This window comes from Floridaenema evergladense BLCC-F167 (genome assembly GCF_041929205.2).
Classification (GTDB): domain Bacteria; phylum Cyanobacteriota; class Cyanobacteriia; order Cyanobacteriales; family Aerosakkonemataceae; genus Floridanema; species Floridanema evergladense.
In genome coordinates, this window is record NZ_CM171625.1 from 4566543 (window position 1) to 4591540 (window position 24998).

The window sequence follows — 24998 nt, forward strand, 5'->3', positions numbered from 1 at the left end:
TTAAGAGCTTGGAAATGAAGAAGAAATTTCGGGTAAAATTCCCTAGTGTTAATCCTACTAAAAATCACTGAGTCTTGAATTTTTTCGGCTGGAAGTGGTTAATCTCCTCGTAGCGTTTGGTATCTGTAGGAAGCGTAGGTGTCAAAAATTGCTCCGACTAGAGCAAAAGTAAACCCGATCGCCAAAACACCTTCCATCGGAGAACCATCACCAAAAATTTCCAGAAACTTCGCCAATCCTTCAATCCCAGACTGACAAAGGATCTCAAAACCGGGAACAAAACCCACCACAAACAGACCAACTAAAATCGCACCAATCAGAAATACTGGAGCAATGAAGCTGAAAGCAGTCGTCAGCAGCAAGCGAAAGAACTTCGGTAAAATACTCATGCTCTGAAATAACACTGCAAATGAACTGGTTAGGGCAAGTCGATCGATTAACCCTGCCACTATATACAATAAGCGCTATACCCAAATTCGGAGCGAAAGTTTAAAAATCTTAAATCTTCCTTAAGAAATCGTAGGGTAAGTTCTAAGTTTGTATAGAGAGCTTTTAGGTAGTGAGCGAAACAACTTCTAATTCCGAGCTAGAGAAATGGGGAAGGCGTTTAGTAGCGGCGACTTTCCTGGGTGGACAAGTCATAGTCCATTTACTCAAAGGCAAAATTCATCGGCGCAACACTATAGAACAAATGGCAGCGGTTGGGCCAGAATCATTGTTAATTGCCCTGATCACAGCTGCGTTTGTGGGGATGGTGTTTACAGTGCAGGTAGCACGAGAGTTTATTAGTTTGGGTGCAGGTAGCACTGTGGGGGGAGTTTTAGCCTTAGCTTTAGCCCGCGAACTCGCACCGATTCTAACTGCGGTAGTATTAGCTGGGAGGATTGGTTCAGCTTTTGCAGCGGAAATTGGCACGATGAGAGTTACAGAACAAATAGACGCTCTGTATATGTTAAAAACCGATCCGATCGACTATTTAGTGATTCCCCGTGCGATCGCCTGTTGCCTAATGCTGCCAATTTTAACCCTTATGAGTTTACTCACTGGCTTATTTGGCGGTTTAATCATCTCCAAGAGTTTGTATGGGATCTCAGAATCAGTATTTTTAGATTCCGTGCGAGGTTTCCTCTCAGTTTGGGATATTTGTAGCGGCGAAATTAAAGCTTTTTGCTTCGGTGCTTTAATTGCGATTATCGGTTGTAGTTGGGGTTTAACTACTTCCGGGGGTGCCAAAGGCGTGGGACAATCAACCACAACTGCCGTAGTCACTGCCCTGTTAGCGATCTTTATTAGCAACTTCTTCTTGAGTTGGTTAATGTTCCAAGGAACAGGCAGTGCAGTTTTCCAAAATTTATGAGATATGGGGACTGGGGACTAGGGACTAGGGACTAGGGACTAGGGACTGGGAAAGTTCCCTCCGAACAGGCAGTGCGGTTTTGCAAGGTTTATGAGATACTGACCATTTAAAATAGTAGTGGTTTGTGTTTGTAAGTTAGGAAGGAAAGACGGTGACTACAGCTACTCCGATCGGATCGCAACAAACTGTTGAATTAGCTCCCAGCTACACCATACCTTTAGTTATAGTTTTGGGCGCAATCCCTCTGGTTATAGTGCTACCTTGGCTCAGTTTGATAATTGCAGTTTTCGGTTTGTTCCTGTTGTTCCAAACTGTCACCATTCGGCTAAAATTTACCCCAACAGCTTTAGAAGTGTATCGAAGTCAAAAATTGATTCGCAACTTTCCTTACTCGGAATGGCAAAATTGGCGGCTATTTTGGCCTCCTGTACCAATTTTGTTCTACTTTAAAGAAGTTAAAAGCATTCACTTTTTGCCGATTATTTTCGATCCTCAAATGCTACAAACCTGTTTAGAGCAACGCTGTCCTCGGAATTAGTTGTTATTTTGTTATTAGTTTAAATGAATTCAGACTCATCCCCCCTGCCAAAATCAGACTCAGAATTAAATATCGATCCTTGGGCAGATCCACCAAGGGAAACTGCCACTGTTGAGCCAATTCCTACACCATTAGAAATCGAAACCCCTGATTTGAATCAAGTGGTAATTTTAAATAATTCCTCATCAGAAAATGAAGTAACTATTTGGGAACAAAGAGTAGCCCAATTGCAGCAGCAAGAAAGAATGCTGAAACAACAAATTGCTAGTTTGCAAGATTCCTACACGCAACAAATTACAGAAATGCAAACTGCTATGAGTCGAGTAGTTCAAGAAAGTTTGCGAGATTTAGAACAACGACGACAAACTTTACAATTAGCAGTAGAACAATTAGAACGTCGCCAAGAACGCATTCGCCAAGAAATGAAAACGACTTTTGCGGGTGTTTCTCAAGATTTAGCAATTCGCGTTCAAGGTTTTAAAGATTATTTAGTTGGAAGTTTACAAGATTTAGCAACGGCGGCGGAACAATTAGATTTAGTTCCCCAAACTGATGACTCAGAAATGGTGGAAGTTAGAGAGGCGAAACCTGCAAAGAATACTTCTGGAAATCCTCAATTTGCGGAACAAGGTTTTGAGGATCAAGCAAGGAGAATTCGCCAATTATTAGATCAGTATCGCACTCGTCCAGATTATTATGGCCCGCCTTGGCAATTGCGCCGCACTTTTGAACCAGTTCATGCGGAAAGGGCTTCTCAGTGGTTCTTTACGCAGGGTGGAAAAGGTGCGTTGCGATCGCTAGGAACTCGCTTACAAAATATCTTGGTAGCTTCGTCAATCATTTCGGTTTTAACCGATCTGTATGACGATCGCCTCCGCACTTTGATTTTGGCAAATAGTCCCGAACGTTTAGGAGAATGGCGACGCGGTTTACAAGACTGTTTGGGCATCTCTCGCGGCGATTTTGGCCCGGAGCAAGGTTTGGTTTTATTTGAAGCGCCTGAAGCCTTGGCAGCCAAAGCAGAAAGAATAGTTAAAGAGGGAGATTTGCCGTTTATTATTATTGATGAAACAGAAGATAAAATTAGTCTTTCTCTGTTGCAATTTCCTCTTTGGTTAGCCTTCGCACCCGATCCGCAATTTCCTAGTTATTCTTCCGATCGGTATTAATTGGGGACTGGGGACTGGGGACTGGGTAAGGGAATTCAAGATACCTTCTCAGATCCCCCCAACCCCCTTACTAATACCAAATCCGGGTCAGCTACCCGATTGGCGTATGATTGGGCGATTGAAATCGCTACTACACAAACAAAGTCCGCCTACGCGGACTAAAGAATAGCGGGGGTATTTAAACCGGATTTGGTATAAGGGGGCTTTACAGATTTTCCCCCTTAGTAAGGGGGGTTAGGGGGGATCTAGGTTTCAGGGTTCAGTGCATCAGTCCTAAACTATTAAAAGTTTTTAATTCAAAAAAGGTGATTGTTGTGGGGATAGCTATTAGTGTTGGGTTGGTGTTAGTGGCTTATTTGTTGGGTTCTTTTCCCACAGGTTTTTTAGCTGCTAAATTGTTGAAAGGTATTGATATTCGGGAGCAAGGTTCGGGTTCCATTGGTGCCACAAATGTGCTGCGAACTTTGGGTAAAGGGCCTGCAATTGTTGTATTGTTAGTTGATGCGTTAAAGGGTGTTTTGGCGATCGCTCTAGCCAATTGGCTCTATCCTTTTACTAATAACCAAATATCTTTAGCTTGGTTAATTACTTTAGCTGGATTATTCGCTGTAATTGGGCATAGTTTACCCGTTTGGTTGAAGTTTAAAGGTGGAAAATCTGTGGCTACAAGTTTGGGCATTCTGTTAGCAATGTCTTGGCAAGTAGGTTTAGCAACTTTGGGTGTTTTTGCTATTGTGGTGGCAATTACTCGCATTGTTTCTATTAGTTCGATTTCCGGTGCGATCGCAGTTTCTCTATTCATGATTTTGTTTAAACAACCATTGCCATATTTAATATTTTCCCTAGCAGCAGGTGTTTATGTAATTTGGCGACACCGCAGCAATATTCAACGGATAATTGCGGGAACCGAACCGAAAGTTGGGCAAAAGTTAGTACCAGAAACAGAGCAAAGTTTAGAGGGTAGTTAAACATCAAAAGTCAAAAACGGTAAACAGGTTATTTACGATGAAATTAGATCGCATTATTACTAATCCGAATCGCATGAACGGACAACCCTGCATTCGGAATCTTCGTCTTACTGTTCGTCGGGTAATTGAGTTATTGGCAACTTATCCTGAACGAGAAGAACTATTCCGAGAGTTCCCAGGATTAGAAGAAGACGACATTCAACAAGCTTTGATTTTTGCATCTTGATTTAGATTGATTTTAGAACGCAGATGTAGGCGATAGCCTTCCCGTAGGGTAAGCAGATAAACGGCTCGACTGAGCGCTCGCCGAAGTCGCAGATAAACGCAGATGAAATACAGATAAATTTACCCTTTGAATATATATTTTTCTCTGCTCTGCCCCTCTGCGCCCCTTCTCAACCGCCTAATTCTTTAGATCTGCGATAAGCTGCTTTCACTGCTTCGATGATTGCCGATCGCAAACCTGCTTTTTCTAACTCGGCAATTCCCGCAATTGTAGTACCACCAGGACTTGTTACTCGATCTTTTAATTCAGCTGGGTGCATTCCTGATTCTTTCAAAAGTTGCGCTGTTCCCAAAACAGTTTGTAATGCTAATTGTGATGCGATCGCTCTCGGTAAACCCGCAGCTACCCCACCATCACTCAAAGCTTCAATTAATATTGCCACATAACCGGGGCCTGAACCCGAAAGTCCAGTCACCGCATCCAACATACTTTCGGGAACTTCCACCACTTCGCCCACTGCTTGAAAGATCCGTTTTGCTTGTTCGAGATGTTCCGGTTTGACTAACTTACCAGCTGCGATCGCACTAATCCCCGCCCCTACCGTCGCTGGAGTATTCGGCATTGTGCGAATTACAGGTTGCTGGGGAAACGCCTTTTCTAACTTGCTTAAAGGCACTCCAGCTAAAATCGAAATCACTAACGAAGATGCCGGAACTTCGGATAATTCGATCGCCACCGCCTCAAATACCTGCGGTTTAATTGCCAAAAATAACACCTCAGCTGCGATCGCCACTTCTCGATTTTCACCTGTTACCCCAACACCGTATTTTTCGCTCAAAAAACTGCGCCGGGAAGCTAAAGGATCGCTAACTAAAACATCCGATCCCGAATAAACTCCTAGATTAATTAAGCGGGATAAGAGAGCTTCTCCCATTACCCCGCCGCCAATCACACCAAACTTAATTGTCATTTCTTATTTGTCAATAGTTATATGAAATTAAGTAGTAAGTAGCGGGTTTAAGTTTTAATTTTTCAATTCAGAGAATCAAAAAGGCAACTCTTCCTATTACCCACTACCTACTACCAATTACCTACTTAAAGAGACTGAATGAAACGTTGCTCAGTGGTATTTGTCCAAGTAGGTGTAGGAGTTGTCCGAGTCGGACGTGCTGGTGGATTTTGAGGTACTTCGTGAATTACACCTGATTGGGTGCTCACTTGTACGCAGCTAGGAGTAAACAAGAAAATGCTTTCACCAATTCTTTCTTGATGACCATCGATCGCATAAGTACCACCTGCGATAAAGTCTACAGCCCTTTGCGCTTGGTCGGGGTCCATCATTGTCAAGTTTAATACTACTGACTTCCGTTCCCGCAAAGCTTGAATTGCTTGGGGCATTTCCTCAAAAGTACGCGGTTCCATCACCAATACTTCTGAAAAACCGTTGGTAACTCCAGGCATTCCAATTACGTTGTTCATTGTTGAGCCGATATTTGTGGTTGTGGTTGTGGTTTCTGGTACTACATTCATGCGATCGCGTAACCGACGACGTTGACGACGGTCTTCCTCTGTAGTTGGTTGGGTATTCTGTTCTTGGTAGGTATTTTGGTAATTACCTCTTTCATCTACCTCATCATATTCATCGTACTCGTAAGTCGTCGGTTCATTAAGACCAACGAATTCCCTGAGTTTGCTAAAGATATTCACGGTTTTTACACTCCTTTGAAACAAGAGTTAAGTGAGGTGCCAGACTTTAAATGCGATCCAACTCACAATTTAAGACTGGCGGCTCTGAAGACGATCTCCATAGAGCGAGAGTTTTATAGTGAAGCTACCACCCAACTTCACTGCTAGGATTACCCCTGCATTAGCCAAGGCTATCCAACAAATTTAGCTGAGATTCGCTTCGCTGATTTCAACTAAGGTACTGAACCGAAAAGCACCCTATTTTTTTTATCACGTCTTGACGCTGCAAATATATTAGCGAATGCTTGGTTTAATTCTACAGGTGAACAAGAAGAATCAATGCTGAATTTCCAGAAATAAATTTTTCCTTTAGTTTACAGCCCATTAGTCCCTAGCACCATTCGATATCAAGACCGCGATCCAAATAGCGTGCGTCCTAAGCGTACCATTGTTGTACCTCCTTGGACTGCTAAATGATAATCGTCCGACATTCCCATTGACAAGTCTTGCATTTGAATATGTGACCAATTTTGCTGCTGAATTTTCGCTGCTAGGGAGCCTGTATTTTGAAACAACTTCAAAGTTTCCTCTTCAGTTAAATTCAGGGGAGCAATAGTCATTAAGCCTTTGATTTGTAAGTTTTGGCACTCATTAAGCGCTGGTAAATCTGCAAACAGTTCCTCCTCCGTCCAACCATACTTATTGGGGTCGGGTAGCAGTTTTACTTGCAGCAAAACTTGAGGATTTATTGACATAGATTTTGCCAAACGATCCAATGTCTGAGCTAATTTTAAACTATCTAGAGAGTGAATCCACTGAAAATGTTCTAAGGCTTTTTTTGCCTTGTTGGTTTGTAAATGCCCGATTAAGTGCCAAGTGATATCGGGTAAATCTTGCAGCTGAGATTGTTTGAGGGCGGCTTCTGGCAAACGGCTTTCACCAAAGTCGCGGATGCCTGCTGAGTATGCTTCCCGCATTGCCTCTACTGGTACCTGTTTGCTAACAGCAATTAAGCGAACGGTTTCTGGTAGTTGTTGGCGAACTGTGGCAATGCGATCGGTAATAGTAGATAGTTGAGAGGAACTCATTGAAAAGTGCGCTGGTGAATCAAAATCAGCTTATCGTATTCTTCAGTCTGACCTGCATGCCTTAACATTCTTAAGCGATTTTCCACCAACAACCGCGAGTCGGAACGGCTAATAGGTTCGCAAGTCAACCCTGAAGAAGAGGTCATTACTAAAAAAAATAAGCGTTGGGCATAAAGTGTAGTATATAACTCTTTATGTTCCTCCAATACGCAAACTCGGTAAAGTAGGCCAAATGTCGGATGATTTAGGTAAGTCTCGTTACTCATTAATTCTTCAAAGTGGGTTAATTAATAACTGGTTCTAGCTATAAGAATTGACATGGTAGGACGGATGAGTGCAGCTATGGGAGGAAATAGTAACCGCTTTGTTGCCAAGAAGTATAAACTTTTTGCTTACATCTGTCACCAAACAAAGCTCTTGTCTGTTTACTCTCGCTATCCAAAGTAGTTAATTTCTCTTACCCATTAATTACTCTATAGCAATTAGTGTCATTTGATGAAAGTAGCAGATTGCTATTTGACAAGGAGTTATGACTAATAATTGATGGTGTCATTTGCTACTAAATTATCGCTCACAGCGATCCATTACCCCAAATTACGCGCATTCCCCAAAATATCGTTAGTGCTGCCATTGCTAACCAATCTATTCTTAAAAAGCGCAATTGATGCCATTGGACTTGATGTTGATTGGGGGTAGTAAAACCCCGTACTTTCATAGCGCTAGAGATTTGTTCGGCACGTAATAGCAGGTTTTGTAACAATCTTTCTGCAACCATCAACCAAACTTTAATGCTTCTCCGAATGCCTAATTTTTTCCAGTTAATTGCTCTTGTCCAGACCGATCGCACCAAGTTTTGAATTTCTTCTAATACTAAAGGAATAAATCGCAAAGATAATGTTAATGTTAGCGCAATTTCGGTCACAGGCCAATTCAATTTTCGCAGGGGTTGCATTAAATTTTCAATTCCAGTAGTAATTTCTTCCGGTGCGGTTGTTAATAAGAACAGGTTTGTACTATAAATTAAGGTGAATAATAAAGTACTAACGCGAATTGCTAACTCTAAAGACCTGCGAGTAACGGTAAATGGGCCGCTTTTGAATAGGACATAATTATATTTGGAAAAATTCCAAGGTTTTACTTCTGGAGTTGGTGTTTGGGTAATTTTTGGAGTTTGATTGTTTCTTGCTTGAGGAGTTGGGGGAGTAACAGGAATTACGCCATTTTCCGGGAGTCTGGGTTGATAGCTTACTGCTAGTCCGTCTGGTGCGATCGCGCTTAAAATAAACACTAGAAAACTTAAAATTAACAACCAACCCATTTGTTGTCGCCACACTCGCAAAGGAATTTTGGCTGTTAAGGTAAGTAAAATTAATAATAACACTAACCCAATTCGACAAAGAGAATTTGCTAAAATTGGCGCAAACAAAAAACTCATTACCCAAGCAAGTTTTACTCTAGGATCGAGTTTATGTAACCAAGTAATTGGTTGTTCTAAGTAAAGCCCTAAAGGTAGTGTTTTTAGTAAATCCATTTTTGTCCTTTGTCATTGGTTAGTTGAGTCATTGCAAAAGTCTCAAATATTTTTTTTACCACAGATGTCCACAGATAAACACAGATGGTATATGGAGGTTATCTGTTTTTGCCGGAGTTCTTTTTTAGTACGCAGATGTAAGCAGATAAACGCAGATAAACGCAGATGGTATATGGAAGTTATCTGTTTTTGCCGGAGTTCTCTTTGTTTATCATTACTTACTACTTTTTACCACTAGCTATGAACAATCTTAAACACGAGTGGCACGGTTTTTACTGCCGCTTTCTATTTCACGGGATTTCTTTCCTCGCCAAAGTAACCGTAATGGTGTACCTTTGAAGCCTAATTGCTTGCGAAATTGACTTTGAATATAGCGGCGATAGTTATCATTAAAACGTTCGGGATCGTTGACAAAAAGTACGATCGTTGGTGGTTCGCTGGCGACTTGTGTACCATAATAAAGTTTCCCTTGTTTACCTTGACGGCTAACAGGTGGACTATGCCATCTTAAGGCTTCTTCGATTACTTCATTAATTACCGCAGTGGATACCCGACGTTTATGTTCGGCGGCGGCAACTTCTACTAAATCGAGGATTTTTTCTACTCTTTGTCCGGTTTGGGCACTAACAAAAATTGCCTCAGCCCAATCCATAAAATTCAACCGCGATTGTAGTTCGTTTTGATAATCATAAATGGTGTAGGAATCTTTTTCTACTGCATCCCATTTATTGACGACAACTACACAAGCCCGACCTTCTTCTTCAATGCGTCCGGCTAATTTTTGGTCTTGTTCGGTAACGCCATCTAAGGCATCTATTACTAATAGGACAACATCGGCACGACGAATGGCTTTGAAGGCGCGGTTAATGCCGAAAAATTCTGGGCCATATTCGACGTTTTTCTTTTTGCGAATTCCGGCGGTATCAATTAAACGAAACTGTTTGTCGTTGTGTTGAATAACTGTGTCGATCGCATCTCTAGTAGTTCCCGAAATTGGGCTAACAATAGCCCGATTTTCGCCAACAAAAGCGTTTAATAAACTTGATTTTCCTACATTGGGACGACCGACGATCGCCACTTTTATTTCTTCGGTGTCGTCTACTTCTTCAATGGGTGGCAAATAAGTAATTAATCGATCGAGTAATTCCCCAGTACCGTTACCATGAATTCCAGAAACAGGGTAAGGTTCGCCTAATCCTAATTCCCAAAATTGGGCAGCTTGAGTTAAACCTTGATCGGGGGATTCGCATTTATTAACTGTTAAAAGAATGGGTACTTTTTGCGTGCGTAACCATTCTGCGATTTCTTCATCTCCTGCTGTTGGCCCTGCTTGCCCATCTACTACAAATATAGCTGCACTTGCTTCGGCTAATGCTGCCATTGCCTGTTCGCGAATCAAAGGTAAAAATTCGGTGTCGTCGTCAAAAACTAAACCACCAGTATCAACAACGGTAAATTCTCGATCGCACCAGTAAGCATGGCGATAAGTGCGATCGCGTGTTACACCTGGCTCATCATGAACAATAGCATCTTTTCCCCCTGCCAAACGGTTGACAATGGTTGATTTGCCCACATTCGGGCGACCGATAATAGCGACTACAGGCAATGGCATGATTAAAAAGCAATGAGGCAGTAATGGTGTTGAGAGTTCAACCTTACTATTCTAACTATTAGTTCACTGTATGTAGTTGTGGTTTAGCACCAAAAACTTGAAAAAACCCAAAGTATTTACATCTTTGTCTCAGTTTTCTTCAGTAAAGTTCCCAATTATCTATAAACTTTGACGCAATTCATCCAAACTATTAACAGTTTTAATTGCTGACTGAATTGCCTCTAATTTTGCCACATCGAGAATTTGACGAATTTCTGGCATTAATTCTAATCCCTCCGCACCGAATTTTAGTTCCAAACCTAAAGCAATCCCAGAAAGAAGCCCCTGCTTTAAACCTTGCTGCATCCCTTGCTGTATTCCTTGCTGTATTCCTTGCTGCATCCCTTGCTGTATTCCTTGTTGCATCCCTTGTTGCATCCCTTGTTGCAATATTTGTTGATACCAAGGAGATTCATGTAATACTGCCATATCCCACCTCATTATTTGCTGAACTAAAGGAATTTCTAACACAAAACTAGCAAAAAAGGCTAACAAAGGTTCTAAATCGTTTAATTTTTCGTCACTTCGCAAAAATTGTAAAGCTTGTCGCACAACTAATTCTTCACCACCTCCTTTGAGTATGGGAACAAAGGGAATTAGTGAAGTCAGGGGTTGTTGAAAGGCTATTTCGGCTTCTACTTCCCAAAGGTTAATTACATGATAGTCTTGTCGAGCAATTAAACCTCTAAATTCTGATTCGTAGCGGTTAGTAATTGAGAGGGAAGTTGCTGGGGGTAAGATATTAATTAATACTGGATAAGTCGGTTTATTATAGTGTTCTTCTGCTAAGGCTGCATAAGCTCTCATTCTTTGCGGCATTTGCGCTTTATAACGTAATTGTAACTCGTTGAGAACGAGAAATTCTCCGTCTTCAGGTGTATAAGCACTTACTAATACGTCACTTTCACGACTAATCCATTGGAATTCAGAGGTGATGATTTCTCTAATTTGGACATCGGGTATTTGTGTTACCCATTGTACCCAACGCTGGGGTGCAAGGCTAATTAGGCGTTTGCTACCGATATCTGCTGATTTAGGCATAGTTATACTTTTTTACCAATTAAACCTCTTCTTGGTATTTTGTCCCATATTGTTTCTGTGACTCGACTAAATAAATTTTATTTTAATACTTTAAATAAAAGTCTTTTATTAAATTCACAAATTCGGCACTGTAAGTATGTCTCGCTGTTTCTATTACGATCGCACTTTCTTGACATTCTAATTGACTTTTACCAAATTCGAGTAATATGCGTTTGATCGGACTTTCTAAGGTTGATTTTACATGGAGTTTGCACTGACAATAAAATCCCAATTTTTCGGCTTTTTCTTGAAAAATTTCTGCTTGTTCCGTTGGATAAATTATCGCTAATCTGCCATGTTCACAAAGGAGTTTTTCGGCAGTTTGTAATATTTCTAATTGGTTTAGAAAATCAGTATGTCTGGCTAGGGATCTGGCTTCGATCGCAGCTTTGGAAGCATTAATAAAAAATGGGGGATTGGAAATTAACAAATCGTAGCGTTTTGGGCAATTAATTGTGTAATTTTGGATAGAATTATGATATACTTGAATACGATTTGACCAAGGAGAATTTTGAATATTCTCTCTGGCTTGATTGCAGGCATCTAAATCAATTTCTACTGCATCAATTTGGGCGGAGGAACGTTGGGCTAACATTAATGCTATTAAACCTGTTCCTGTACCAATATCAAGAATTTGTTGGGTGTTTGTAATGTTTGCCCATGCACCTAATAAAACTCCATCTGTGCCGACTTTCATGGCACAGCGATCGTGAAATACAGTAAATCTTTTAAAGCGAAAGAAAGGATTGGGCATGAGAATTTATGAATCGGGAATCTCGATAAAAAAACGATTACGCCCGGTTGATTTAGCTTGGTAAAGGGCGCGATCGGCTGCTTCAATTAAATCTAAAGGGACTGTTTCCAATGTGGGAATTTTTGTGGCAATTCCGATACTGATTGTTACACATTTTGAGACGATGGAAGCAACATGAGGAAGATGCAATTCTTGGATAGCTTGTTGAATTTTTTGGGCAACTATTACAGCACCATTACTATCAGTATGGGGTAAAATAATGGCAAATTCTTCGCCACCATAACGGGCTACTAAATCGATCGGGCGTTGCACTCCTTTTCTCAAGGCTTGGGCAATAAGTTTTAAGCAAACATCTCCATCGGTGTGACCGTAGTTATCATTATATTGTTTAAAATAATCAATGTCACAAAGGAGTAAAGATAAAGGGCGTTGTTCGCGAATTAAACGAGTCCATTCATCAGAAAGTGTACGATCGAAACAGCGGCGATTAGCAACTTGAGTTAATTGATCGATTAAGGCTAAATTTTCCAGCTGTTTGTTAGCGATTTGTAATTTTTGGTGTAGTTCTGATTGTTGAATTGCGATCGCTACTTGTATCGCCAATTGTTGCAGAAGTTCGCTTTCCCAAGGATACCATTGACGCGGGGAACTACAATGATGTGCTACTAACAAACCCCAAAGATTATCACTTTGTAAAATAGGTACAACTAACTTGGCTCTTACTTGCAATTTTTCCAATAATTCTATATGACAAGGATCGAAACCTGCATGATAAATATCTGGAATTTCTCGAATTGTATTGTCCTCATATAACTTTCCTTGTCTATCGACAAAATAAGTATCGGTGATTTCCATATTGAGAATTTTTAGCCAACCTTCGGCAACTGATTCTTTAACTACTACGCCACTCCAATCGGGATTAAAACGATAGATAATTACTCGATCGGTTTGCAAAAATTGTCTGACTTCATCAACTGTAGTATTTAAAATTTGCTCTAAATCTAATGATTGACGAATGTGTTGGGCGATCGCATAAATCATCCTTTCCCTTTCCGCTTGTTGTTTTAAAGTTTCTTCCATAAGTTTGCGTTCAGTGATATCAGTATTCGTCCCAATCATTCGCAAAGGAACGCCATTTTTTGTGCGCTCAATAACTTTACCACGAGCTAAAATCCATTTATAAGTTCCATCTTTACATTGCAGTCGGTATTCGTTAGTAAACTGTTCTGTTGCCCCGCAAAAATGCTTTTCAAGTTCCTGATAAATTTGTTTAATATCATCAGGATGAACCAAAATTTCCCAATCATTTATCTTATTGCCAATTTCATCTCCAGCAAATCCTAACATTTCTTTCCAGCGACCTGATGAGAAAAGTTCTTTTGTTTGAATATTCCAATCCCAAACTCCATCTCCGTTTCCTTCTAAGGCATATTGCCAACGCACTTCACTTTCTCGCAATGCTGCTTCAGCTTCGATGCGATCGCTAATATCTTCAGCAAATGCAAAAACATATTCTTCATCATTAAACTTGATATAATTAGCGCTAATTTCTACTGGGAAAATCTGACCATCTTTTCTTTGATGTCGAGAAATAAAAGTAATACTTTGGCGTTTTTTAAGTACTTGCCAAGCTTTTGACCATAACTCCTGAGACCAATCTGGATCGAAGTCATAAACGGACATTGATTCTAACTCGGTACGAGAATAACCTAGCGATCGACAAGCAGCTTGATTAAGGCGCAAAACTTTGCCATTTTTGTCAAACCAAGTTACTGAAAGAGATAAAGATTCAAAAGAGAAATCAGTTAAGCGGAGAGATTTTTCTAACTGTTTGCGCTGACTAATATCTTCAAAAATATATAATCTGCCAAAATAGCGATCGTAAATATCTCGAACTTGACTAGAAAAGCGGCGAATTGTCCGCCCATCTACAAACAGAATTTCATCTTCAATTGTGCAACGGTTTTCTTCACTTTGCAATGGTTTACAACTTTCTGCAAATGCCGGAACATCCGCAATTAACCGCACGCAATCAGGAATAATATCATTATTTTTTACCTCGCCTCGCTGCATTTTCTCTGCTAAATATTCAATTCCCCAAATTTCGCAAAAGCGGTAATTAAAATATAAAATTTCATCGTTGCGATTATTCACAACATAAAACCCCAACTGCGAACTATCAGTCATGGAACGCAAAAGCGCTTCTTGACCGTGCAGTTCTTTTTCAATAACTTGGTGTGCTTGTAAAACAACTTGTTCTGTTTCTAGCAATTTATTCTGTTGTCTTAATTGCTGTTGCACTTCTAACTGTCGCAAGGCAATTCCTACTTGTGTTGTAATCAATTGCACAAATTTAATTTCTAAAGAATGCCATTGGCGAGGACTGCTGCACTGATGAACAATTAATAAACCCCAAATATCAGGAGAAGTGATGACATTTTCTTGCAGTCGTTGGCGCGTCACTAAAATTGGTACAACCAAATTAGCTCGAATTTGCAAACTGGTTAATAAATCTTTGTAACATTGTTCCAGAGGTTGAGCATCAGTGTCTTCTAAAATACTGATTCGCCCTTGTTGATACTCTGCTTTCCAGTCAGTATTGAAGCAAGGGTCATAAATTAGTTGTCCGATAATTCCTTGCCATTCGGGACTGACAGACTCTTCTGCTACTACTCCATCTCCATCGGGGAGAAAACGGTAGATTACGACGCGATCGCTTCCCAATACTTCCCTAACTTCCTGCGCCGTAAAACTCAAAATCTCACTCAAGTTAAAGTACTGGTGAGTTCGCTGAGTGAATTCCCTAATGCGATCGAGTATTTGCTCCAAAGTAAAATTAGCACCAGACATATAACTAAGGAACATAGTAATAATAGTAAGATCTACTGTACTATTTAATACAATTTTTTTCGATAAACTCGTTCTATGCAAAATTGCACATAAAATAACACATAACTTAGGTAAATTTTATAAAAATTCGTAAGAAGTATAATATCGGTCAATTACTATGCGTCTAAAGTAAATTTTCTAGTATGAGGAAATAACCAACTTTGATTGCTAAAAGTTTTAATGCTAAATTTTTCGATATCGAACAATAAGCGTTACAGAGATATGGCTGTGATTTAATTAAGCCATATCTCAGAACCGATCGACACTAAGCAGTTGCTTTCACCACAACAGAACTACCATCAATTTTCGCTTGGTAAGTTGCCAAAGGTTTCTTAGCTGGCCCTTGTAAAACTTTACCATCTGCGCTATATTCTGCATCATGGCAAGGACAATCAAACATCTTTTCGCTTTTCTTCCATTTGACTGTACAACCGTCATGTGTACAAGTAGGATTAACAGCGATTAAACTGTTAGAATCATTGGGATTTCTAATTACTAAAACAGGGCCAACAGGAGATTTTTTATTGAGAATTTGCCCATCTTTGTCTAGTGCTGCTACCGTACCAACGGATTTAAAACCGCTAGATTGAGCAATAGTAGAAGATGTATTTGTTAGGGGAGTTTCTGCGTTAGCTGAATTGTGAGAGTCGGGTAAACAAGTGGCGATCGCCACTGGTAAAGAACTCGCCACTGCGCCAACACCTACCCAGCCTAAAAATTCACGACGATTCATAGTCTTTTCCCATGATTTATTTAGAAAAACTAGCAATAGAGAAGTGTTTAGTGCGATTCAGAAGCGATCGACAACTAAATACTTCTCTTTAAACTATACTACTTTTTCCAATAGCTTTCGGGAAATAAGATTTAACATTAGTTGTTTGGATTGTCGGAAGAACGGCGTTTATTAAATAAACCAGTCATACTCAAACCAGTTACTAGTAAGCCAATTAATCCCAAACCGTTTAAAACTGGGTAAATCTTGTCTAAATGGATGATTTTCATAGTGTGAATTCCCATCAAAAACCGGGATATTTCTTCTTCTTGGAACCATTCAAACAGAATGGTATAGACTACCCCAGTAATTACGGTTAGAATTAATGGCAGGGAAGTGGCGATCGCAATTTGCCGATGATACTTCCGAAAAATTCGATTCATAAACTCCCTCAAAAATTAACAGAAAATCTGATTTTAAAGTAAGCAAGTAGAGTGCATCAGACTTAATAAATTAGTAAAAACTAGCAAGTGTAATATCTGAAGCACCCTGCACAACCTAATTAAACCTAGCCAACAATTCTGCACGGGATAAATTCAACAACAAAGCAGGTGAATCTGCTGGCGGTAATGCCAACAAAGGCTCAATAATTGCAGTTAGTTCCTCATCCAATTCCCCAAACTTAGCCCTCAATAAATTTTCCACAAAAATTCGCTGTCCTTGGTCAATACCTCGCTGAGTAGCTTCAGCTAAACGTTGTTCGTAAATTGGTGACAAACGCATAATTAAATTTTCCTCCTCTGGTGCTAAATTTTGGTTTACTTCTAATATAGCCTTGAGGTTACTTAATAACTCCAAAACCACAATTCGCAAGGGGTCATTTTCTGGAAGTTCTGCTAATTGATCGATTGCTTGTTCCTGCACTCTCCCCTTGCCTAAAATTCGTAACCAAAGTGTTTCCGGGGTTGGCGGTAATTGGTGAATTACCACTATTCCCGTTTTCAAATGTGCGGGAAGAAAATAAACTCCGCTTAAATACTTCCTTTTTCTAGTAACTACTGATTACTTAAAATTTGCGTTGGCGTAGCCTGCCGTAGGCATATCGCCTAATTTCCACCCTAAGATAGATGTAAGAAACAGTTCTAATCCATGAAGATGATAACTTTAATTCTTTCGCTCTGCAAACTGAATCTACACAGCCATGCAAAAATATATTCCTCTGATAGCAAGGGCTTTTCTTGCCGCAATTTTTCTGAAATCTGCTTTCGATAAAATCACAGGTTTTGCGGGAACACAAAAATATATGGCGCAGAATGGTATTCCGTTACAGTTAACAGGTTTGTTGTTGGTGGGTGCGATCGTATTTGAACTTTTAGGCGGTTTTTCAGTGTTACTTGGTTATAAAGCCCGTTGGGGAAGCATTCTCTTAATCATCTTTTTAATCCCCGCAACTTTGATTTTCCACACTAATTTTGCTGACAGAATGCAAGTAATTCAATTTATGAAAAACTTGGCAATTTTAGGCGGATTATTAATGGTGTATTATTATGGTTCTGGGCAAATTAGTTTGGATGAAAAAATCTAGTTTTAAGCGGGTTTTGCAATAAATCAATTAATCATAGTAGTTCTTCTAGACTAACTATGGGAAAGACAATCTCAGCTAATTTTGCCAAAGGCGATCGCAATAATCCCACTAATCATTAATCCCACACCTATCCATCCCACAGAAGAAACTGGTTCCCTTAAAATAATTGCCCCTGACATTGTTGTTGCCAAAACAGTTAATCCAATAACCACTGGATAAGCTACAGATAAATTGAACTTGCCTAAAACCAAAATATAAAATATCGTGCTGACTCCGTAAGCAGCTAGACCACCAAATAAATATATATTCAGAGGATTTTGTCCCGCACCCAGTTTTAATAGCGTTTGCGCCCCACTGTTTAGAGCAACTGAGAGCAGGATTAAAATAAAAAATACAAAATTACTTGGCATAATTAATGTCCTTGCTGATTAGTTTTAGAAACCGTATGTACCCCCCGTTGTAGGGGTAATTCATGAATTACCCCTACAACGGGGGCATTCATCCGACATTTGTAGGTAAAGATTTTTTGCCATTTCAAGTCTGATAAGAATTAGCATCAAAATCTTCCAGTTCGTGCTCCAAAGGATAAGGTGTTTGTACTCTTTTTCCGAATAGCTTTTCCCACCAGCGAAAAGGATGGGGAAGTGTAGCTACTTGGATACTAGGACAACCGACGAGCCATGCTCCTAAAACATCTGTATGACGACTATCACCAATCACAACTACTTGTTTTGGTTTTAGTTTCATGACTTTGAGCGCTTTCCAAAAGGCAAAGGGAAATGGTTTCTTAGCTGGATTAATAGCTGGTATATCCAATCGATAAGTCCAGTATCTTACTCGGTAGCGACGCTTGCCATTGGAGAGGATATAAAACTTGAATCCTGCTAGTTTTGCTTGTTGAATCCAAGCTTCTGCACCAGGAGATAGATAGCGATCGTCCTCAGAAACAATCGTATTATCCAAATCTAAGATTACACCTCTGATTCCAGAGGCTTCTAATAATTCAAGTTTGATTGTCGCCAACCGATATTCGGTTTTTGGAAAATAGTACTTTCCCACCTCGATCCTCAACTTCTTGGTGAATAGAACAACAACTTATCTGATGATGATGCCATGACTTTTAAACCAGAGAATGGCAAAACTTATGAGTACCCAACCGAGAACAGTTAATAGAATTGGTCGATCTTTTAATAAAACTTCTTCGGGTCTTTCGCTTTGACCACCAACTTCGCCTTCTTCTACTCCTTCAGTTCTGCGGGCAATTTCTTCAGGATCGCTCAGGAGTTGATAGCGAAAAATGCCATACATTACAAAGGGCAATGTTACCATCATCCAAGGAGTTGAAGCACCGTTAACTTGTGGCCCTGAACTCCAAATTGCATAAGTTAGAATAGCTCCGTTAGTGACGACGTTCTCCATACGATCGAGTAGTCCAAAAGAGTAGCGTCTCAGAACTGCTCTAGTTTTACCACCACGAATTTTGATCAACCTTAACTCTGCTTTGCGTTTTTCTACACCCAAAAACAGCGCTAACATAGCGGTACAAAGCAGAAACCAGGGAGACAGAGGAATTCCCGTAGCTGCGCCACCTGCGTAAGCGCGGAAGACAAATCCCATTGCGATCGCTACCACATCCAAAATCACAGTCCGCTTCAGCTTTAAATTGTAGGCGACTTGCAGTAGAGCATAGCTAATAATAGTTGCTCCTAACCAGCGCGATCGCGTCCAACCAATAATTATCGCTCCCCCTAACAAAACCACTGCCATTGCGATCGCTACCGGAATACTTACTGCTCCTGATGCGATCGGACGTTTACACTTAACTGGATGCTCCCGGTCAGATTTGACATCTACAATGTCATTCAGTAAGTAAAAACTACTGGATGCCGCACAAAATAGCACAAATGCTAATAAGCTACCCAGAATCGTTTCTAAATTGACGCTAAAAGCAAATAGCGGAGCAGCGAATACAACGAGATTTTTTGTCCACTGGCGGGGTCTAAGCGCTGCTATATAAGGAGATTTCATACGCTCATTTTATTTTTGTAAACAACAAGAAGCCTACTTAAGAGTTTGATACTTTGGATAATTTTTGGATTTTCACCCCAAGTAATCTTTTGGACAAAAGTCACTCTTTATGTTTAAGTTTATCAGACATCGGAATTTTTCCTAGAAAACTTAAATTAAGCTGCGTACATACCTAAAAATAGGTCTCCTGATATTTTTGGTAATAAATGCAGCTTGTACTAAGCAGTTCAGCTTTTTAGCAAATTAAAAACTAATTTTTAATTTGCTGTTACATTTACTATATCAGGAGTGCCTATTTAATTACTTAAAGTTATGATGTTTTTTGCGTTGGGTTTAGATTCACTGGTGTATTGGCAGGGAAAGCCGATCCCAGCTGAACGTTCATTTTCTTCCCTTTCATCTCGACGTTAATTTGTTTACCATCCCAAGTCCAATTAACCAAACTTCCGCCAATTTGTAATCCCTTAACGTTGATTGGTTGCTTAAGCCATGTTTTAGGAATTCCGGCACCGATAACTAAGGTTGGTTGACTCTGGGAAAGATCGACATAAGTCAACATATCCAATTGCAAAAGCAGCATTTGGGCAGCACTTCCGTAATGGGGTGTAGCGTTGGGAGGGTTAATCCAACCGCGATAACGATGCCATTGGGAGAAACTTTTGGGTAGCTCACCGATCGCATTCTTATCACCCCACCAAGTATATAAACCTGGAGAAGTTTGATTTTGCCAAAACCATTGCAGGTTATTCCAGACTCGATCGCTCTTACCCAAAACTAACCATTGGTGAGTTTCTGCCAAATTGAGAAATGGAGTTACAGGTTGACGCAAAGATCCGTTAGCATCGTGGGATTCATTCCAGCGTCGTTCCAGTTCTTGAGTCAACACTTCCCGATTAGAAGCCCCAATTCCACTGGGCCACAAACTGGTAGTGTAGGTTTCAGGAGTAGTAGCGAAGACGAATTTAAATGATTCGTCCCAAGCTGCTTGTAATTTCCCAGCTTCGGAACGCCAGGTTTTCCCGATCGCACTTTGCCCAACTCGATCCGCAATAGTCGCCGCATCCAACAAAGCACGATAGCTGATCATGCTTGCTGAGGGATCGATAGTAATCAGATCCGGTTGATTGTCCATTTTGCCTGCAATCGAATCGGTTTCCAGAAAGTCTGGTTGTTCGGCAAAAGGAGCCTTTGATTTTTCCACCACTGGGTAGCCCGGTCGGTTTGTGGTGAGCATATTCATAATCAACTGGGCTTTACGCTGAATGTGGGGCCACAGGTAGCGATCGTACTCTGGCTGATTCACTTGCTCGGCAACCTCTGCCAATGCCCAGATTCCCAAAGCCGGAACATTGGCTTTCCATTGAATCCCATCTACAAAGTCGGTTTCTGCAAAATAACCAGATAGTTGCTTTGCTACATCTAATTTTCCAGCACGCGCCAGAGCCACTAATTGATAAGCGCCTTCTTGGAAACGTGGCAGTGGGTAATTTATGGGGTCGCTAGGAGTGGTACGATCGCCCACAAGTCCCATCATCAGATGAGCAATTTGGGCGTTAACGGTTTCTACAAATCTGCGATCGGGTAAATCCAAAACCAGATCTGACAAGACTTTGGTTGCGTTTAGGGTAATCGGCGCAGGAGTAAAGTTTGCCAGTTCGATGCTATTGTCGCCTGGAGCTAGTTCGATTCGCGCATAGCCCCAACCCCATTTATCTTCCCATTGCTTGACAACTGAGGCTTGAGAAATCCAATTCGGTGAGGTTTCGCTACCCAAATGTACTTTAGCTGGAGCGCGATCGAGTTTCACAGACCAACGATTGTTAATCAGCAACCGCTGACCATCCCAGTTTAATGATTTGATGGAGCCGCCTGCTGGCCCCACACTGCGAATCACCAATACAGGTTGAGTTTGTGAATTAGCTGGAATTTTCAAGTTTAAATCCCAAGTTCCCGGTTTTGGGGCAGACCAGTAGGTTTGATAGTATTCAGTTGTGGTAAAAATTCCCGGAATCTGTTTGTCGGGGAGATTAGCAAATTGTTGTTTAATTTTATCGAGGGGGATATTGTCGCTGGTGGCTTTCAGGTTGCCATTTTTATCCAGTACCCAAATCGAAACTCCGAAACTGCCAGCTACGGGGCTAAAGCTGCCCCCTGGTTCATAGTAAGCTTTGTCTTGAGCGCGACTACCGGGAGTTCCCAGTACGATATGTCCCACATTGCGAAGCCAAGGATCTCCGGGACGGAGACGCATTTGTGCTTCTACTTGTTGTTGGGGAGTGCCGTAGTATTGTAATGTTGCGGTGGCTTGGTTGTATTGCGATCGATTATTGATTCCCGCACTAACTACCAGCACACCTGCCAGCACCAAAGCCACCAACCGCAGTCGAGTTAGGGAACTAAACGCCGCCAAAATTAGCAATAATGGGGCGAAGTGTAGCGAATAAATAAAAGTTTCTCTGGCTCCGTAAACGCTATGGATCAGCAATTGTCCGACAATAATCAGTCCTAGAACAATCCTTAATTTGGGTTGTTGTTTGGTGGTGAAGAAACCCCAAATCCCAATTAACAGCAGTCCCGTCCAACAGATTGCTGCTACTGTTCCCCAAATTCCGCCCGATCCCGGAGTTAAGGTGTTAGTAGCTAGTTTCACCCAATCTGGTCTGATTGGCGAGTCTTTGAATTCGATCGCAGGCATGACGATCGTTTGATAGAAAAATGAGCTAATAGCCGATAAAACACTGTCAGATTCTGGTGTCGTTATGAATTTCTTTTCGCCAATAAACGTCTTTGGTGCAAAGGAATAGCCAGTATTAGTAAAGACTATCCGTTGCAGAATCCAAAGCACATTTACAATGACAAAAGTTACCAGCGTGATTTGAATCGCTTTTTTCGGGCGAAAGCTCACAAATGTTGCCAGAAGTCCTGACATCCAGTTGGTAATTGTAATACTTACGGAAAACCCGCTCAGTATTCCATACCAAACTGGAGATACTTTCTGAATTTCGGCTAAAGGCAGCAGAAGTAATGGCAACAAGAGCGAAAGTGAGCCAGAAGGAAAGGATTCTGGCACCACAAACCAAAAAACCGCAGCCGAACTAACTCCGCCTAACAAGCTGAAGATGCTGGCATCTAATCGCGGACAGCGCATTAACCGGAATAAAGCATAAAGTGCGGCAATCCAAGCACCAGCAAACAATGCAGTTACTAGTCTGGCAGCAGCAACAGGTTCTAGGTGAAATATTTTTCCCAATCCAAAGACCAGAGGAAATATTAGTAGCGGAAATAAGGGATGTTTATTGTTGCGTCCGAAGTCACTTTGAAGACTGGTAATATTCCCAAAAACCGTAGGAATGTCGCTACCAAACCAGACATCCTGAGCATAGAAATCCGTGATAATTGCATCGGGAATTCGTTGAGCGCTCAAGTAGCTGGAAATAGCAAACCCAATGGCAAGAATCACAGCAATTAAACTATCTATTTGGTGCTGTTTCAGCCACTTGAGTATGGTATATCTGATTGACTGAAAGTTAAATTTTATGCTTGCATCCATCGATCGACTGCCTAATGATACTACTTATAATTCCCGATCGAGAGAACCAAATTCTAGTAATTCAGAAATTGGTTTTTTTTACTCTCGTATAGCGATCGTCTTTGCCGGAACTCCGGCAACAATGGAGTAGGGTTCAATACTTTTAGTTACAACTGCTCCTGCGCCAATCACACACCCATTGCCGATAACACAACCATCGACAATTGTCACTCCTGCACCAATCCACACATCATCTCCGATCGTAATTCCCTTCTTCGTTGGCGTTTGCTCTCTAAAAGGGAGATTTCGGTCTTTAAAACCATAGTTTACCGGAATAACTGTTACCTGTGGCCCTATTAAAGTATTGTTACCAATTATCAAATTTCCGTGACCATAAAGAGCCGAAAAAGAATTGACAAAACAACCATTTCCAATTATTATTGAGCCTCCGTAGGTTCGGAGAATCACAAAAGAACTGATTAGCGTGCGATCGCCAATTACTATTTTAGACTCGCTATTGTCCGTCGGATCTACTTCCAGCGACGAATACTTGCATATCGTAGTACTTTCGCCAATGTAAATCTTCTTTTTGTTACCTCTTAAGTCTGCGAGTAAATTAACATCGGAGTTTTTTCCTAGCTCGCCCAATCGATTCTTTTGATATTGCCAAAAGAGTGTTTTGACTACTGATTTTAGTTTCATGACAATAGATAAACTATTTAAACAAAGTCTCTCAAAACCTTAATTTTTCTAAAAATTAGCGTGAGAGCGATCGAAGGAACAACAGCAACCAAAAATTTAATTTTAGTCTCTAGTATATAACTTTACATCATTTGCCAGAGAGCGAGTATAAAATTATTGTTAGGAAAATATTTAGAAATTTCAAAGCTTTCTTGAGGAAAGCTTTGAAACATTGTTCCGTCGTCCCATAAAGTACAACTCAAGTTAGCTTTTTAGACAAAAGTTTTCAACCATTTGATTTTTTTCAGGATGAAGCTTAGAGCAATAGAACCAGTTAAAACTACTACAAACTCAAGCACTATATCTGAGCCTGGAACTGTCTCAAAGATATTTTTGAAAAACTCATTATTACCGATAATTGGCAAGGTAAGACCAGTGAGAAGAACGTGAAATGCGTAGATCCCTAAAGAACAGGATGCAATAAACTTAACGATCGGAGAAGCTTTAAGAGGAGATAGCAAGGCAAGATACAGCAGGAGCCAGGAACCTAATAATAAAGAAATTCTGGAATAATGAAGCAGTTTTTCCAGAGTGTGGAATTCTATAATGGTGAACCCAATGAACAAAGCTAGTATCGTACAGAGCTTGACCTTAAAAGATGAAGAAAATTGTTCCAGTTTTCCACTGTTAAAATCTTGAATTACTATCAGCGAAGTAAAAAGATAGGGTAAAAAACAAAATGGATTATAATCCCAGAAAACAATGCTAGAAATGGAATGAGTAATTCCGGTTTCGGAATTACCACCAAGTTGAGTAACTGTAAATGGAATCAGGGAAAAAGAGAAAACTGCTAGTGCACAGACAAAAAGCAAAGCGTAGCTAATCCAATGCTTTACTGATTCGTTTTCAATCTTTTTAAATGCGGTAACTACGATCGCCGCTAGAGTAGTCAAGAAAATTAGACTGAATAAAAAGAAGAAAGGTGATTGACCTCCACTGATGATAAATTCAATCATGCTTCTGGTTGAAGAAGTTACGCCCTTAACTATGGCAGAATTACCTTTAACAACAATCTCAAACAAAACGTAGGTTCCCACCCAAAAAACATAAAGCAAGATTAGTCGAGGAAGCCGCTTTTTCAGGAAGTATACGAAGCTTAATTTTTCACTTTTGAGGTAGAATAAAAACAAGGACATTTGGAGGAAAACTGGAACGGCGAGATAAGCCACTTTAGCCATCAAAGCATAAGCAAAAGTAGCAGAAACAAATATTTCTCCTAGTACAAAAATCCTGGTTTTCAGTGCAACTATTACAACCGAAAAGATAGCCCGCAAAAAATCGAATCCTTCTATGTTTTGTTTTCGGTTTCGATCGGAAGCAGACTCATTTGCATTTTGCAAACGTTCCAGATTAACGGGAGGAAGAGTCATGTTAAGTACCTTTTGTACCTTGATGAACTGTATGAAAAATGAGCTAAAAACAAGAGAGAACCCGTTAATAGAGAAGTCAGCTTTTTACTAAGCTTC

The 24998-nt window shown here is 40.5% G+C and carries 25 protein-coding genes; 6 read left to right on the top strand and 19 right to left on the bottom strand.

The features are described from left to right. Positions 1-98: 98 nt before the first annotated feature. Positions 99-389, bottom strand: coding sequence for a hypothetical protein (locus tag ACE1CA_RS22330; protein WP_413281648.1), 291 nt, complete (start codon positions 387-389; stop codon positions 99-101). Positions 390-559: 170 nt separating this feature from the next. Between ACE1CA_RS22330 and ACE1CA_RS22335 the strand changes: the two genes are divergently transcribed. From ACE1CA_RS22335 to ACE1CA_RS22355, 5 genes are all read left to right on the top strand, one after another. Then, entirely contained in the window at positions 560-1357 is a 798-nt protein-coding gene (locus ACE1CA_RS22335; protein WP_413281649.1) for an MlaE family lipid ABC transporter permease subunit, read from the top strand. 151 nt (positions 1358-1508) lie between these two features. Next, positions 1509-1895, top strand: a complete 387-nt coding sequence (locus ACE1CA_RS22340; RefSeq protein WP_413281650.1) for a DUF3119 family protein — start codon at positions 1509-1511, stop codon at positions 1893-1895. 23 nt (positions 1896-1918) lie between these two features. Further along, the gene (locus ACE1CA_RS22345) at positions 1919-3064 is read left to right on the top strand and encodes a DUF3086 domain-containing protein (RefSeq protein WP_413281651.1); all 1146 of its coding nucleotides are present in this window, start codon (positions 1919-1921) and stop codon (positions 3062-3064) included. Between the two features lie 308 nt (positions 3065-3372). Beyond that, positions 3373-4032 carry a glycerol-3-phosphate 1-O-acyltransferase PlsY gene (plsY, locus tag ACE1CA_RS22350; RefSeq protein ID WP_413281704.1) on the top strand — a complete coding sequence of 220 codons (660 nt, stop codon included), beginning with the start codon at positions 3373-3375 and terminating at the stop codon, positions 4030-4032. 37 nt (positions 4033-4069) lie between these two features. Next, on the top strand, positions 4070-4258 hold the full coding sequence (locus tag ACE1CA_RS22355) for a DUF433 domain-containing protein (RefSeq protein WP_413281652.1): 189 nt from the start codon (positions 4070-4072) through the stop codon (positions 4256-4258). Between the two features lie 169 nt (positions 4259-4427). On the opposite strand, the gene proC is transcribed toward ACE1CA_RS22355, so the two are convergent. The 12 genes from proC to ACE1CA_RS22415 form a co-directional block, all read right to left on the bottom strand. Further along, positions 4428-5228: a pyrroline-5-carboxylate reductase gene (gene proC / locus ACE1CA_RS22360; protein ID WP_413281653.1), complete on the bottom strand. Its 801-nt coding sequence runs from the start codon at positions 5226-5228 to the stop codon at positions 4428-4430. A 125-nt stretch (positions 5229-5353) separates the two neighbouring features. Continuing rightward, complete coding sequence (locus ACE1CA_RS22365) at positions 5354-5965, bottom strand: cell division protein SepF (RefSeq protein ID WP_413281654.1); 612 nt, start codon at positions 5963-5965, stop codon at positions 5354-5356. A 386-nt stretch (positions 5966-6351) separates the two neighbouring features. Next, complete coding sequence (locus ACE1CA_RS22370; protein WP_413281655.1) at positions 6352-7032, bottom strand: YggS family pyridoxal phosphate-dependent enzyme; 681 nt, start codon at positions 7030-7032, stop codon at positions 6352-6354. Next, positions 7029-7298 carry a transcriptional coactivator PipX gene (gene pipX / locus ACE1CA_RS22375; protein ID WP_413281656.1) on the bottom strand — a complete coding sequence of 90 codons (270 nt, stop codon included), beginning with the start codon at positions 7296-7298 and terminating at the stop codon, positions 7029-7031. The genes ACE1CA_RS22370 and pipX overlap by 4 nt, the downstream gene beginning before the upstream one ends. A 305-nt stretch (positions 7299-7603) precedes the next feature. Further along, entirely contained in the window at positions 7604-8563 is a 960-nt protein-coding gene (locus ACE1CA_RS22380; RefSeq protein WP_413281657.1) for an energy-coupling factor transporter transmembrane component T family protein, read from the bottom strand. A 250-nt stretch (positions 8564-8813) separates the two neighbouring features. Further along, positions 8814-10175, bottom strand: coding sequence for a ribosome biogenesis GTPase Der (gene der / locus ACE1CA_RS22385; protein WP_413281658.1), 1362 nt, complete (start codon positions 10173-10175; stop codon positions 8814-8816). A gap of 159 nt (positions 10176-10334) precedes the next feature. Beyond that, positions 10335-11255 carry an RpnC/YadD family protein gene (locus ACE1CA_RS22390; RefSeq protein ID WP_413281659.1) on the bottom strand — a complete coding sequence of 307 codons (921 nt, stop codon included), beginning with the start codon at positions 11253-11255 and terminating at the stop codon, positions 10335-10337. An 82-nt stretch (positions 11256-11337) separates the two neighbouring features. Beyond that, a complete protein-coding gene (locus ACE1CA_RS22395) occupies positions 11338-12048 on the bottom strand; it encodes a tRNA1(Val) (adenine(37)-N6)-methyltransferase (RefSeq protein WP_413281660.1) in 711 nt (236 codons plus the stop codon). 6 nt (positions 12049-12054) lie between these two features. Next, positions 12055-14913, bottom strand: coding sequence for a diguanylate cyclase domain-containing protein (locus ACE1CA_RS22400; RefSeq protein ID WP_486517486.1), 2859 nt, complete (start codon positions 14911-14913; stop codon positions 12055-12057). 289 nt (positions 14914-15202) lie between these two features. Then, positions 15203-15670: a Rieske (2Fe-2S) protein gene (locus tag ACE1CA_RS22405; RefSeq protein ID WP_413281662.1), complete on the bottom strand. Its 468-nt coding sequence runs from the start codon at positions 15668-15670 to the stop codon at positions 15203-15205. 137 nt (positions 15671-15807) lie between these two features. After that, a complete protein-coding gene (locus ACE1CA_RS22410) occupies positions 15808-16092 on the bottom strand; it encodes a peptidase (RefSeq protein ID WP_413281663.1) in 285 nt (94 codons plus the stop codon). 115 nt (positions 16093-16207) lie between these two features. After that, the gene (locus ACE1CA_RS22415) at positions 16208-16639 is read right to left on the bottom strand and encodes a hypothetical protein (protein WP_413281664.1); all 432 of its coding nucleotides are present in this window, start codon (positions 16637-16639) and stop codon (positions 16208-16210) included. 211 nt (positions 16640-16850) lie between these two features. Between ACE1CA_RS22415 and ACE1CA_RS22420 the strand changes: the two genes are divergently transcribed. Beyond that, complete coding sequence (locus ACE1CA_RS22420; RefSeq protein ID WP_413281665.1) at positions 16851-17234, top strand: DoxX family protein; 384 nt, start codon at positions 16851-16853, stop codon at positions 17232-17234. A 71-nt stretch (positions 17235-17305) separates the two neighbouring features. Here ACE1CA_RS22420 and ACE1CA_RS22425 read toward each other — a convergent pair whose 3' ends face one another. From ACE1CA_RS22425 to ACE1CA_RS22450, 6 genes are all read right to left on the bottom strand, one after another. Beyond that, the gene (locus ACE1CA_RS22425; RefSeq protein ID WP_413281666.1) at positions 17306-17644 is read right to left on the bottom strand and encodes a DMT family transporter; all 339 of its coding nucleotides are present in this window, start codon (positions 17642-17644) and stop codon (positions 17306-17308) included. A 124-nt stretch (positions 17645-17768) separates the two neighbouring features. Beyond that, complete coding sequence (locus ACE1CA_RS22430) at positions 17769-18293, bottom strand: YqeG family HAD IIIA-type phosphatase (RefSeq protein ID WP_413281667.1); 525 nt, start codon at positions 18291-18293, stop codon at positions 17769-17771. Between the two features lie 36 nt (positions 18294-18329). Continuing rightward, a complete protein-coding gene (locus ACE1CA_RS22435; RefSeq protein WP_413281668.1) occupies positions 18330-19262 on the bottom strand; it encodes a decaprenyl-phosphate phosphoribosyltransferase in 933 nt (310 codons plus the stop codon). A 310-nt stretch (positions 19263-19572) separates the two neighbouring features. After that, the gene (locus ACE1CA_RS22440; RefSeq protein ID WP_413281669.1) at positions 19573-22812 is read right to left on the bottom strand and encodes a hypothetical protein; all 3240 of its coding nucleotides are present in this window, start codon (positions 22810-22812) and stop codon (positions 19573-19575) included. A gap of 78 nt (positions 22813-22890) precedes the next feature. Continuing rightward, positions 22891-23493 carry an acyltransferase gene (locus ACE1CA_RS22445; protein ID WP_413281670.1) on the bottom strand — a complete coding sequence of 201 codons (603 nt, stop codon included), beginning with the start codon at positions 23491-23493 and terminating at the stop codon, positions 22891-22893. A gap of 251 nt (positions 23494-23744) precedes the next feature. Next, positions 23745-24902 (bottom strand): acyltransferase family protein, encoded by a 1158-nt coding sequence (locus ACE1CA_RS22450; RefSeq protein ID WP_413281671.1) that lies wholly within the window; start codon positions 24900-24902, stop codon positions 23745-23747. Between the last annotated feature and the right edge of the window lie 96 nt (positions 24903-24998).

Coding starts and splice junctions, on each gene's coding strand:
- ACE1CA_RS22355 (WP_413281652.1), top strand. CDS start 4,070: ATGAAATTAGATCGCATTATTACTAATCCGAATCGCATGAACGGACAA.
- der (WP_413281658.1), bottom strand. CDS start 10,175: ATGCCATTGCCTGTAGTCGCTATTATCGGTCGCCCGAATGTGGGCAAA.
- ACE1CA_RS22405 (WP_413281662.1), bottom strand. CDS start 15,670: ATGAATCGTCGTGAATTTTTAGGCTGGGTAGGTGTTGGCGCAGTGGCG.
- ACE1CA_RS22410 (WP_413281663.1), bottom strand. CDS start 16,092: ATGAATCGAATTTTTCGGAAGTATCATCGGCAAATTGCGATCGCCACT.
- ACE1CA_RS22450 (WP_413281671.1), bottom strand. CDS start 24,902: ATGACTCTTCCTCCCGTTAATCTGGAACGTTTGCAAAATGCAAATGAG.
- ACE1CA_RS22400 (WP_486517486.1), bottom strand. CDS start 14,913: ATGTTCCTTAGTTATATGTCTGGTGCTAATTTTACTTTGGAGCAAATA.
- ACE1CA_RS22330 (WP_413281648.1), bottom strand. CDS start 389: ATGAGTATTTTACCGAAGTTCTTTCGCTTGCTGCTGACGACTGCTTTC.
- ACE1CA_RS22380 (WP_413281657.1), bottom strand. CDS start 8,563: ATGGATTTACTAAAAACACTACCTTTAGGGCTTTACTTAGAACAACCA.
- ACE1CA_RS22435 (WP_413281668.1), bottom strand. CDS start 19,262: ATGAAATCTCCTTATATAGCAGCGCTTAGACCCCGCCAGTGGACAAAA.
- ACE1CA_RS22425 (WP_413281666.1), bottom strand. CDS start 17,644: ATGCCAAGTAATTTTGTATTTTTTATTTTAATCCTGCTCTCAGTTGCT.
- ACE1CA_RS22445 (WP_413281670.1), bottom strand. CDS start 23,493: ATGAAACTAAAATCAGTAGTCAAAACACTCTTTTGGCAATATCAAAAG.
- ACE1CA_RS22370 (WP_413281655.1), bottom strand. CDS start 7,032: ATGAGTTCCTCTCAACTATCTACTATTACCGATCGCATTGCCACAGTT.
- proC (WP_413281653.1), bottom strand. CDS start 5,228: ATGACAATTAAGTTTGGTGTGATTGGCGGCGGGGTAATGGGAGAAGCT.
- pipX (WP_413281656.1), bottom strand. CDS start 7,298: ATGAGTAACGAGACTTACCTAAATCATCCGACATTTGGCCTACTTTAC.
- ACE1CA_RS22395 (WP_413281660.1), bottom strand. CDS start 12,048: ATGCCCAATCCTTTCTTTCGCTTTAAAAGATTTACTGTATTTCACGAT.
- ACE1CA_RS22420 (WP_413281665.1), top strand. CDS start 16,851: ATGCAAAAATATATTCCTCTGATAGCAAGGGCTTTTCTTGCCGCAATT.
- ACE1CA_RS22390 (WP_413281659.1), bottom strand. CDS start 11,255: ATGCCTAAATCAGCAGATATCGGTAGCAAACGCCTAATTAGCCTTGCA.
- ACE1CA_RS22345 (WP_413281651.1), top strand. CDS start 1,919: ATGAATTCAGACTCATCCCCCCTGCCAAAATCAGACTCAGAATTAAAT.
- ACE1CA_RS22440 (WP_413281669.1), bottom strand. CDS start 22,812: ATGGATGCAAGCATAAAATTTAACTTTCAGTCAATCAGATATACCATA.